Here is a 10,416-nt window from a genome sequence, read left to right on the forward strand (position 1 = left end):
CCGCTTCGTTGCCGTCGCGGACCTTGGCTTCGCCGCGATGCTGGCGCACGTGAATGATGGTGTTGTACAAGGTCGATGGCGTCACCGGTTTGGTGATCACGGCATCGACCAGTTCGGCGTCGGGCGCATTGACCACTTCGTCGCGCGCATACGCCGTGACCATGATCACGATGGGCGGCTGTCCTTGCGGCGATGATGCTTCGCGAATCGCCCTGGCCGCCGCCAGCCCGTCCATGCCGGGCATCTTCCAGTCAAGCAGGTAGATGTCGTAGTACAGGTTGTGACGCAGCCGCGTCATGGTCTTCGATACTGCGTCCTGGCCGGAGTCCACCACGTCGACCTGCCAGCCCATCGACTTGATGGTGTCCGACAGCATAGCGCGTGCAGTGGCGTTGTCGTCGGCCACCAGCACTGGGGGGCCGGGGCGTCGCGCGCGGCGAAGGCCGGCGATGCTGTTTCGCTGTCGCTCCCACCCCTGGTTTCGCTGCGATGCTGGCGCACGTGGATGATGGTGTTATACAAGGTCGACGGCGTCACCGGCTTGGTGATCACGGCGTCCACCAGTTCGGCGTCGGGCGCATTGAGCACCTCATCGCGCGCATTTTCGTCGCGCGCGGCGAAGGCCGGCGATGCTGTTTCGCTGTCGCTCCCACCCCTGGTTTCGCTGCGATGCTGGCGCACGTGGATGATGGTGTTATACAAGGTCGACGGCGTCACCGGCTTGGTGATCACGGCGTCCACCAGTTCGGCGTCGGGCGCATTGAGCACCTCATCGCGCGGCCACCAGCACACACAGCGGACCGTCCGCCGGCAATTGGACGGCGGTGGGCTGCATCGCCTGGAACGGCAGCATGAACCAGAACTGGCTGCCCTGGCCCGGCTCGCTGGCGACGCCGATCTCGCCGTTCATCAATTGCACCAGATGGCGGCAGATGGTCAGGCCGAGGCCGGTGCCGCCGTAGCGGCGCGTGGTCGAGGTGTCTTCCTGCGTGAAAGCCTGGAAGATGTCCTGCTGGCGTTCCGGCGGAATGCCGATGCCGCTGTCGGTGACGGCGAAGCGCAGCATCACCCTGTCGCCGATTTCGCTGACGACGGCGACATGGATGCTGATCTCGCCGTGCGCGGTGAACTTGATGGCGTTGCTGGTGAGATTGGTGAGGATCTGTTCCAGCCGCAGCGCGTCGCCGTACAAATATTCGACGCCGACATCGTTGAAGCCGACCACCAGTTCGACGTCCTTGTCGCCGATGCCGGGAGCGGTGACGTTGACGACATTTTCCAGCACCGTGCTGAGGCGGAACGGCACGTGCTCGACCTCCAGCCGGCCGGCCTCGATCTTGGACACGTCGAGGATGTCGTTGATGATGCCCAGCAGCGAATGGCCGGCGACGATGATTTTGCGCACCAGGTCGCGCTGGTCGGATTGCAGTACGGTTTTTTCAAGCAGGTAGGTCAGCCCGAGCACGGCGTTCATCGGTGTGCGGATCTCGTGGCTCATGTTGGACAGGAAGCTGCTCTTGGCGCGCGTGGCCGACTCCGACTTGGTCAGGGCCAGTTCGAGGTTGCTGTTGGTGTCGCGCAGCGTGCGGGTCTGCTGTTCGACCAGGCCTTCGAGATGCTGGCGGTACTGGTTCAGTTCTTTCTCCAGGCGCTTGTGGTTGGTGATGTCGCGCGCAATGTAGGAGATGCCGGCGATCTTCTTGTCGCCGTCGAGGATGGGCGAGACCGTCACTGAAATGTCGAGCAGGCGGCCGTCCTTGTGCCAGCGCACGGTTTCAAAATTGGCGACGGTCTTGCCTTCCATGATCTGGTCGGTGATGTGGCGCGCCTCGCTGTTGCGCTCCGGCGGCACCAGGATGTAGGCCGACTGGTTGAGCACTTCACGCGACAGGTAGCCGAACAGTTTTTCGGCCGCCGGGTTCCAGCTGTTGATGACATCGTCGAGACCGGTGCCGATGATGGCGTCTTCCGACGACGCGACGATCGAGGACAGAATGGAACGGGTTTCCTGATGCTGCAGCAAGTCGGCTACGCGTTTTTCGCTGACGCTCAGTTCGGCTTCAGCCTTGAGGCGGTCGTGCACGGCAGCCTCGCGGCGGTGGCGGTTGCTTGCCAGTTGCCAGCTCAGCATGGCCAGCGCCAGCAGAATCAGGCCGACAAACAGGCATAGCCGCAACAGGATGCTGTAGTTGTCGACCTGCACGCGTTTCTCGGGCAGGTAGAGCACGACGGTCCAGGGCGATTGCTGGTGCAGGCCGTAACGGCCGGTGCTGGCGTCGAGGGCGACGCGCTGCCATGACCAGATGCCCTGCTCGGACATGGTGCCGGAGGCCTGCGCGGCGATGGCTTTCCACACGTTGGGATGGCGCTTGGCGAGGGTCTCTTCGCGCTTGAACATGAAGGCCCACTCATCAGCCGAATTGGTGCTGTACAGCCAGTAGCCGTCGCCGTTGAGCAGCATGGCGCGATTGGCGCCGCGCTCCACCTGGTTGGAAAAGCGATCCAGCAGCGGCGCCATCAGCACGTTGATGATGATGATGCCGCCCGGCTTGCCGTCTGCGGAAGCGACCGCCATGGCGAGCCGCACTGTGGGCTTGTGCGGCACTTCAATCCTGCCGTTCTCGACGTTCAGATCCATCGGCGACACCAGCATCTCGCCGCGCTGCAAGGCCATCGTATCGGTGAAATACGGCCGGTCCTTCTTGTTTTGCAGCGTCGGTACAGACGCCGGCACGGGCCCCCTGCTGGTCATGTTGACGCGCACTTTCTCGACGCCGTCCTGGTCGATCCAGCGCACCTGGTCGTAGTAGGGATTGCGCAGCATCAGCGTGGAAAAATTCTGCGCCATCTGCGCCAGGTTGGCCTTATTGGGATCGTTGATGGCATGCGCGACCGGCGCTTCGCCGGTGAGGATGCTGAGATGACGCAGCGGTGCGTCGAGGTCGTTGGTCAGCGAGGCGACGCCGAGCGAGACGCGTTCGCGCTGCTCCAGTTGCAGCCGCCGCATTTCGGCGCCGATGCGGTTGTAATGAAGGAAACCGGCGGCCACCAGCACCAGCGCCGCGAGGGGCAGAAATTGCGCCAGAAAGTAATGCTGGTTTCCCTTCGTTCTGCGCATGCATTCTCCTGATGGAAACACTGGCCCGGAATCCGACGGCGGTGGCGCCGCCCGTGTTCTTGTTCTGCTCCGGTGTGAAGGCCATTATGCCCATGAACTTTCGAGGTGGCAATTTGGCGTGCAAGGTGAGTTACGCGTCCCCGTTGCCGGGGAGTTACGCCTCGTATCGAATTCAATCCGGTCGGAGCCGGCTTGATTTCCGGCAACTTTTCCGGCGACTCGTTTTGGCGCTCATTTGGGTACTCATTTGGGTAAATTTGCGGCGGAGAAACGATGCGCCAGTTCGTGCTCGCGGAAGCACGTCGTGATGACCACAGCCGCCGCATTTCGGCGCCGATGCGGTTGTAATGAAGGAAACCGGCGGCCACCAGCACCAGCGCCGCGAGGGGCAGAAATTGCGCCAGAAAGTAATGCTGGTTTCCCTTCGTTCTGCGCATGCATTCTCCTGATGGAAACACTGGCCCGGAATCCGACGGCGGTGGCGCCGCCCGTGTTCTTGTTCTGCTCCGGTGTGAAGGCCATTATGCCCATGAACTTTCGAGGTGGCAATTTGGCGTGCAAGGTGAGTTACGCGTCCCCGTTGCCGGGGAGTTACGCCTCGTATCGAATTCAATCCGGTCGGAGCCGGCTTGATTTCCGGCAACTTTTCCGGCGACTCGTTTTGGCGCTCATTTGGGTACTCATTTGGGTAAATTTGCGGCGGAGAAACGATGCGCCAGTTCGTGCTCGCGGAAGCACGTCGTGATGTCTTGCCCGGCAGCAGTTTCTGACTGGCGAAATAGAGCGAAAGCGGACCCACATCACAGTACCAGCCCGGCAGCAACTGCACCAGTGTGCCGCTCTCCAGATGCGGCAAGGCGTGCGGCACCGCCATCAGGCCGATACCCATGCCCAGCAGGACGGCATGGCACATGGCGCTCGGATCGTCGAGCACGATCACCGGATTTTGTACGGCGGCCATTTCGGCGCCCGCGCCATTGCGCATGATCAAAGTGCGCACGCGACTGGTTGACGGCGAGCGCATGGCGACGCAGGGAAACGCTCCCAATCCGGCCGGATCCCTGGGCCTGCGCTTGCCGCGCATGAAGGACGGCGAGGCTACCGCGACGATCTGCAACCGCGCCAGTTCACGCGCCACCATGCCGAGCGGCAAGTCAAAGCCGCCGCCGATGGCCGCATCGAAACCGCCGGCAATCAGATCCTGGGGACGGTTGTCCAGCGACCAGTCGGGCGTCACCGCCGGATAGCGCTCAAGAAAAGCCGGCATCAGCGGCAGCACATATTCCACGCCGAACGCCTGCGATGTGTTCAGTTTGAGCACGCCGGCCGGTTGCCCGGCATTGACGGTGATGTCGGCAATCGCACCCTGGATGCTGTCCAGCCCGTCCTGCACCGACTGCAGGAAACGCTCGCCGGCTTCGCTCAGCGCGCCGCCGACGAGAAGCTGCCGGTCTCGGCGCTGCGGACGAATGACTCAAGGTTGGCGAGGGTTTCCATGACTTTCACCTTCAAGTATTACTTGAAAGTGATTCTATCCGATCACGACTAACGATAGAGGAATGAAAAGCCTAGAGTGGAACTCGGCAAATCTTGTTTTTCAACCCTCTTGAAAGGAAACATCATGAACATCGCCATCATCGGCGCCGGCGCCATCGGCACGGCCATCGCCCGCCAACTCGCCCGCAACGGCATCGCCGCGTCCATCGCCAACAGCCGCGGCCCGCAATCACTGCAGGCGTTGACCGACGAACTCGGTCCGCATATCAAAGCAGTCAGCGTCAGGGAAGCGGCGCAAGCCGACCTGGTCTTCGTCGCCGTGAACTGGAGCCGCATCCCCGATGCGCTCAAGGACGCCGGTCCATGGAACAAGCGCATTCTGATCGACGCCAACAACGCCATCGATGGCGCCACGTTCAAGGCGGTCGACCTGGGCGGCCGCGCTTCCAGCGAAGTGGTGGCGGAATTTGCACCCGGTGCGCGCGTGGTCAAGTCATTCAATCATTTGCTGGCCGCCGTGCTCGCCGGCGATCCGCAAGCCGAAGGCGGTCGCCGCGTGCTGTTCCTGTCGGGCGACGATGCCGACGCCAAGAAGACGGTCAGCGATCTGATCACGCGCCTGGGCTTTGCGTCCATCGATCTGGGCGGCGTAAACGAAGGCCGCGCAGCGCAATTCCCCGGCGGTCCATTGCCGGCGCTGAACCTGGTGAAGTTTGGTTGATGTCCGGTCAAAAGGGCGACGCACCTGCATGCACGTGGCCGATGCCGGCCGCCTCATCCTCGATCTGGAACAGGTCCGAGAACTCGCAGCATTCCTGCGCCAACATCAGGATCGATGAGATGAAGTTGCTCTTGCGTTCACCGCGGTAAAGCGCAACGTAGGGGATTTCCGGCAAGGCGGGCGTGGTCTCGACCACCTCCAGCGCGCCGCGCTCGACCAGCGAACGCAGGCACAAATGCGGCAGGTAACTCACACCCATGCCCGACACCGTCAGGCCGATCAGCGCCACCAGGCTGCTGCAACTGATGGAATTGGACGGCGACACCACCTGCGACTTGAACCAACGGTCGTAGATAATGCCGGTGCCGGACTTGTCGCCCTGCGTCAGGATGGTGTACTGCGCCAGCTCATGCATGCGTAATACACGTGGGCCCGAAGACAAGCGCGGCAACAAACCCGGCTTGGCCATCCACACGCTCTTGACCTTGCCCATTGTCGGATCTGCGCGCCCATTAATCCATCTTCACGATAACTAATTAGTAGACGTCCTTTTCGGACGCCTTGCAGTCAGACAACCTGCCATCCTGCCGTCGGAAAACTCCTTGATCGTTGCGATCCGAGGAATCGTTTTCCGGTGGCGATTTTCCGCTGTTCTTTCCTCGGCTCTTTATTGAACTTTCGTTGTCGGCGCGCGGCCCAATCCTCTGCTTCCAGCCAATTTTCGATGAGACCATCATGAGAGAAAACCAGCAAGAGCAAGACTTCCCCGGCACCGACCGCCGGAGCGATACCCACGACAACGCACTTCACTCCTCCCCAACCGTTGTCGAAAACGCAAATCCGCCTGCGAGCCCGAACGGCGTCCCGCATCTGACGCGCCGGTCCTTCCTGATGTGGGCCGGTTCCAGCGGCGCGCTGGGCGCCTTGCCGGCAACCGCGCCGGCGGCCCCGGTCGCAGCGTCCGCACCAGGCGGCACGGTGGACGACTCAATAGTGACGGTGCGCCTGACCGTCAACGACATTACCCAGGAAGCCACAGTCGACGTGCGCACCAGCCTGCTCGACTACCTGCGCGAAAATCTCCAGCTCACCGGCACCAAGAAAGGCTGCGACCACGGCCAGTGCGGCGCTTGTACGGTACACGTCAACGGCCGTCGCGTGAATTCCTGCCTGAGCCTGGTGGCGATGCACGAGGGCGACAGCGTGACCACCATCGAAGGACTCGGCACGCCGGACCGTCTGCATCCATTGCAGGCCGCCTTCGTCGCCCATGATGGTTTGCAATGCGGGTATTGCACGGCAGGCCAGATCATGTCGGCGGCGGCGCTGCTGACCGAGCCGTGCGGGCGCACCGATGCCGACGTCAAGGAAGCCATGAGCGGCAACATCTGCCGCTGCGGCGCCTATTCCAACATCGTCGCCGCCATCCGTCAGGTGCGCGACGCCGACTGATCACTCGCCATATCCTCCAGGAGTCGCCATGCACACCTTCCAGATGCTGCGCGCACAAAGTCCCGACGAGGCCGTGCGCCTTGCCGCGGCCGCGATGGAAGCAACGCCGCAACCGATCCGCTTCCTGGCCGGCGGCACCACGCTGGTCGATCTCATGAAGCTGGACGTCGAGCAGCCGCAACAAGTCATCGACATCAATCGCCTGCCGCTGAACCAGATCGAACAGACCGCCGACGGCGGCCTCAAAATCGGCGCACTGGTGCGCAACAGCGACCTCGCCAATCATCCATTGATCGTGCAGCGTTATCCAATGCTCAGCCAGGCGCTGTTGTCGGGCGCGTCGGCGCAGCTGCGCAATATGGCCACCACCGGCGGCAACCTGCTGCAACGCACGCGCTGCGTCTACTTCCGCGACACCGCCACAGCCTGTAACAAGCGCCAGCCCGGCAGCGGCTGCGCGGCGCAGGAGGGCTTCCACCGCAACCTGGCGATCCTCGGCACCAGCGAGCAATGCATCGCGTCCAATCCCTCCGACATGAACGTCGCGCTGGCGGCTTTGGAGGCGATCATTCACGTGCAGGGCGCAAACGGTGCGCGCATCGTTCCGATCAATGAATTCCATCTGCTGCCGGGCAGCACGCCGCAGCGCGAGACCGTGCTGGCGCCGGGCGAACTGGTGACGCATGTCGCGCTGCGGCCGCCGCTTGCCAACGCCGGATCGACTTATCTCAAGCTGCGCGATCGCGCTTCGTATGAATTCGCATTGGCCTCGGCGGCGGTGCAACTGAGCGTGGACGGCGGTCGCATTTCGCGGGCGCGCGTCGCGCTCGGCGGCGTCGGCGCCAAACCGTGGCGTTCTCTCGAAGCCGAAGCGGTGTTGCAGGATGCCGCGCCGACGGTCGACGTATTCGCCCGCGCCGCAGCCGCAGCCGTGCGCGATGCCCGTCCGTTGCGCGACAACGTCTTCAAGGTCGATCTGATCCAGCGCTGCCTGGTGCAAGCCTTGCGCATTGCCGCTGCTCCGGACGCCAATAAAAGGAGCGCATGATGCCATCTCCCGTCCAGCCCCGGAACCCCTCGCTTCAGACCGGCGTCGGCGCAGCGCTGCCGCGCATCGACGGTCCGCTCAAGGTCACCGGCCGCGCGCGCTATACCTCCGATCGTCGCTATCCCGACATGCTGATCGCGGTGCCGGTATGCGCCACCATCGCACACGGCGACATCCGCGCCATCGCCACCGCGACGGCGGCCAGGATGCCCGGCGTGCGCATGATTTATACACATGAAAACATCGGCCGCTTCTTCCGCATCAATCCGTCCTCCGGCGTCAAGACCGACGAGAAGCGTCCGCCGTTGGAAGACGCGACGGTGCGCTATTATGGTCAGTACGTTGCGCTGGTGCTGGCCGATACCTTCGAGCAGGCGACTGCCGCCGCAGCGGCGGTGCGCGTCGACTATCGCAAGGAAGCGCATGACGTACGCAAGGAGCTTGCCGCCGAGGGCAAACCCAAAGTCGACAGCGAGCGTGGCAGTCCCGATGCGGCATTTGCCAACGCTGCGGTGCGCATCGACCAGACCTACACCACGCCGGTGGAGACGCACAATCCCATCGAACTGCATGCCTCGGTGGCGTTGTACGACAGCCTGGCGCAATCGTTCACGCTGTACGAAACCTCGCAGGCCATCGTCAACCATCGCGGCGTGATGAGCCAGATGCTGGGCGTGCCGCCGGAAAACATGCGCATCATCACCGAATACCTGGGCTCCGGTTTCGGCGGCAAACTGTGGCCGTGGGGACACAGCCTGCAACGTCGGCCACCGCGCCAATACCCAGCAGCGCGTGCGCCTGTCGGCCACGGCGGGCGGCAAGCTGACCTCGCTGCAGCAGGACTATTTGTTCCAAGTGGCGCAGGTCGACGCCAGCGTCGAACATTGCGGCGAAGCCACCGCCTATCTGTACGGCACCGACAACCTGCGCGTCACCGGCGCACCGGTCAAACGCCACATCGCACCGAACACTTCGATGCGCGGGCCGGGAGCGGTGCCCGGCCTGTTCGCCACCGAGTCGGCAATGGACGAGCTGGCGATTGCGCTCAACATCGATCCGGTGCAACTGCGCCTGCTCAACGAACCGGCCGCCGACCAGAGCATCAACGCGCCGTTTTCTTCACGCCATCTGCGCGAAGCTTTACAGACCGGCGCCGAGCGTTTCGGCTGGGAGCGCCGCAATCCGGCCGTGGGCAGCATGCAGCAAGACGGCGAAATCCTCGGCTGGGGCATGGCGGCATGCTCATGGATGGCCAAGCGGGTCGGCGCGGAAGCGTCGGTGACGCTGGGCAGCGACGGCAACGCGCGCGTGTCGTCGGCTGTACAGGACCTCGGCACCGGCACCTATACCGTGGTGTCGCAGATGGTGGCCGAAACCACCGGCATTCCGATGTCCAACATCATCGTCGCGATCGGCGACACCAAGCTGCCGCCGGGACCGATGTCGGGCGGTTCAATGGCCACTGCGTCGATGGTGCCGGCCGTGCTGCAGGCCGCACGCGCAGCCATGCAGCAGGCGGTCGCGGTGGCGGCGGAGCATCCGTCTTCGCCCTTGCGCGGAACCCGTGCAGAAGAACTGAGCTTCTCAGGCGGCCGCATCCACCGCCGCAGTCAGTCGCCGCAAAGCGGCGTGGCGTTTGCCGAGGTGTTGCGCGCGGCGCAATTGAGCGGCGTCGAAGGCAAGGGCAAATCCGGCGCCAGCAGCAGCGATCCGGGCGCCGACAAGATTTCCATCCACTCCTACGGCGCGCATTTCGTCGAGGTGCGCTGGCAACCGGACATCGCGCGCCTGCGCGTGAGCCGCGTGGTGACGGTGATCGACGCCGGCCGCATCATCAATCCGCGCACCGGGCGCAACCAGATCGAGGGCGCGGTGGTGATGGGGCTGGGCATGGCGCTGTTTGAAGAAACCCGCTACGACCAGCGCAACGGCAAGCCGGTGAATAACAACCTCGCCGATTACGTGATGGCGACCAATGCCGATTCGCCCGACATGGACGTGGTGTTCCTCGACTATCCGGACAAGGCGCTCGACGAACTCGGCGCGCGCGGCATCGGCGAGATCGGCATCGCCGGGCTGGCCCCGGCCGTGACGGCGGCGGTGTATCACGCCGCGTAAGCCTGAAGTCGCCGCAGTAAATTTGCGCTACATTGTGCGTTCCCAATTCATTGCAAGGAACGTCCATGTCCATCCAGATCAAGCGCGACCAGTCGCTCGCCATGCGCCACATCGTCCACGTGCGCAACCACGTGATTTCGGTCGATGGCGCGGTGGAAGAAGGCGGCGTCGATGCCGGTCCCAATCCGCATGACCTGTACGACGCCGCGCTCGCTCGGCAAAATTTCGCGCGCGTAAGCCTGAAGTCGCCGCAGTAAATTTGCGCTACATTGTGCGTTCCCAATTCATTGCAAGGAACGTCCATGTCCATCCAGATCAAGCGCGACCAGTCGCTCGCCATGCGCCACATCGTCCACGTGCGCAACCACGTGATTTCGGTCGATGGCGCGGTGGAAGAAGGCGGCGTCGATGCCGGTCCCAATCCGCATGACCTGTACGACGCCGCGCTCGCGCGGCCTTTTT

The 10,416-nt window shown here is 63.4% G+C and carries 9 protein-coding genes and 2 pseudogenes; 6 read left to right on the plus strand and 5 right to left on the minus strand.

Translation table 11 applies throughout. The features are described 5' to 3' along the window. The 4 genes from HLUSI_RS30165 to HLUSI_RS31990 form a co-directional block, all read right to left on the minus strand. A partial coding sequence (locus tag HLUSI_RS30165) for a response regulator (RefSeq protein WP_157137968.1) occupies window positions 1-376 on the minus strand: 376 nt, incomplete at its 3' end. Next, on the minus strand, window positions 295-792 hold the full coding sequence (locus HLUSI_RS33055; RefSeq protein ID WP_157137969.1) for a hypothetical protein: 498 nt from the start codon (window positions 790-792) through the stop codon (window positions 295-297). The genes HLUSI_RS30165 and HLUSI_RS33055, both read right to left, overlap by 82 nt. Next, window positions 770-3,118 (minus strand): ATP-binding protein, encoded by a 2,349-nt coding sequence (locus HLUSI_RS31145; RefSeq protein WP_016836127.1) that lies wholly within the window; start codon window positions 3,116-3,118, stop codon window positions 770-772. The genes HLUSI_RS33055 and HLUSI_RS31145 overlap by 23 nt, the downstream gene beginning before the upstream one ends. Window positions 3,119-3,290: 172 nt before the next feature. Further along, window positions 3,291-4,511, minus strand: a complete 1,221-nt coding sequence (locus HLUSI_RS31990; protein WP_016836128.1) for a substrate binding domain-containing protein — start codon at window positions 4,509-4,511, stop codon at window positions 3,291-3,293. A 228-nt stretch (window positions 4,512-4,739) separates the two neighbouring features. On the opposite strand from HLUSI_RS31990, the gene HLUSI_RS0122715 reads away from it, so the two are divergent. Beyond that, on the plus strand, window positions 4,740-5,336 hold the full coding sequence (locus tag HLUSI_RS0122715) for an NADPH-dependent F420 reductase (RefSeq protein WP_016836130.1): 597 nt from the start codon (window positions 4,740-4,742) through the stop codon (window positions 5,334-5,336). A gap of 7 nt (window positions 5,337-5,343) precedes the next feature. Here HLUSI_RS0122715 and HLUSI_RS30180 read toward each other — a convergent pair whose 3' ends face one another. After that, the gene (locus tag HLUSI_RS30180; RefSeq protein ID WP_016836131.1) at window positions 5,344-5,829 is read right to left on the minus strand and encodes a LysR substrate-binding domain-containing protein; all 486 of its coding nucleotides are present in this window, start codon (window positions 5,827-5,829) and stop codon (window positions 5,344-5,346) included. A gap of 398 nt (window positions 5,830-6,227) precedes the next feature. Between HLUSI_RS30180 and HLUSI_RS30190 the strand changes: the two genes are divergently transcribed. The 5 genes and pseudogenes from HLUSI_RS30190 to HLUSI_RS30200 all read left to right on the plus strand — a co-directional run bounded on the left by HLUSI_RS30190 (window position 6,228) and on the right by HLUSI_RS30200 (window position 10,211). Next, a complete protein-coding gene (locus tag HLUSI_RS30190; protein ID WP_016836133.1) occupies window positions 6,228-6,788 on the plus strand; it encodes a (2Fe-2S)-binding protein in 561 nt (186 codons plus the stop codon). 28 nt (window positions 6,789-6,816) lie between these two features. After that, the gene (locus tag HLUSI_RS0122730; protein ID WP_016836134.1) at window positions 6,817-7,836 is read left to right on the plus strand and encodes an FAD binding domain-containing protein; all 1,020 of its coding nucleotides are present in this window, start codon (window positions 6,817-6,819) and stop codon (window positions 7,834-7,836) included. A 128-nt stretch (window positions 7,837-7,964) separates the two neighbouring features. Further along, window positions 7,965-8,195, plus strand: a pseudogene (locus HLUSI_RS35020) (xanthine dehydrogenase family protein molybdopterin-binding subunit); the annotation flags it as partial. A 36-nt stretch (window positions 8,196-8,231) separates the two neighbouring features. Then, window positions 8,232-9,954: pseudogene (locus tag HLUSI_RS35025) on the plus strand (xanthine dehydrogenase family protein molybdopterin-binding subunit). Between the two features lie 65 nt (window positions 9,955-10,019). After that, window positions 10,020-10,211 carry an OsmC family protein gene (locus tag HLUSI_RS30200; protein ID WP_016836138.1) on the plus strand — a complete coding sequence of 64 codons (192 nt, stop codon included), beginning with the start codon at window positions 10,020-10,022 and terminating at the stop codon, window positions 10,209-10,211. Window positions 10,212-10,416: the final 205 nt, after the last annotated feature.

The sequence above is a fragment of the Herbaspirillum lusitanum P6-12 genome, from assembly GCF_000256565.1.
GTDB classification, from domain to species: domain Bacteria; phylum Pseudomonadota; class Gammaproteobacteria; order Burkholderiales; family Burkholderiaceae_D; genus Herbaspirillum; species Herbaspirillum lusitanum.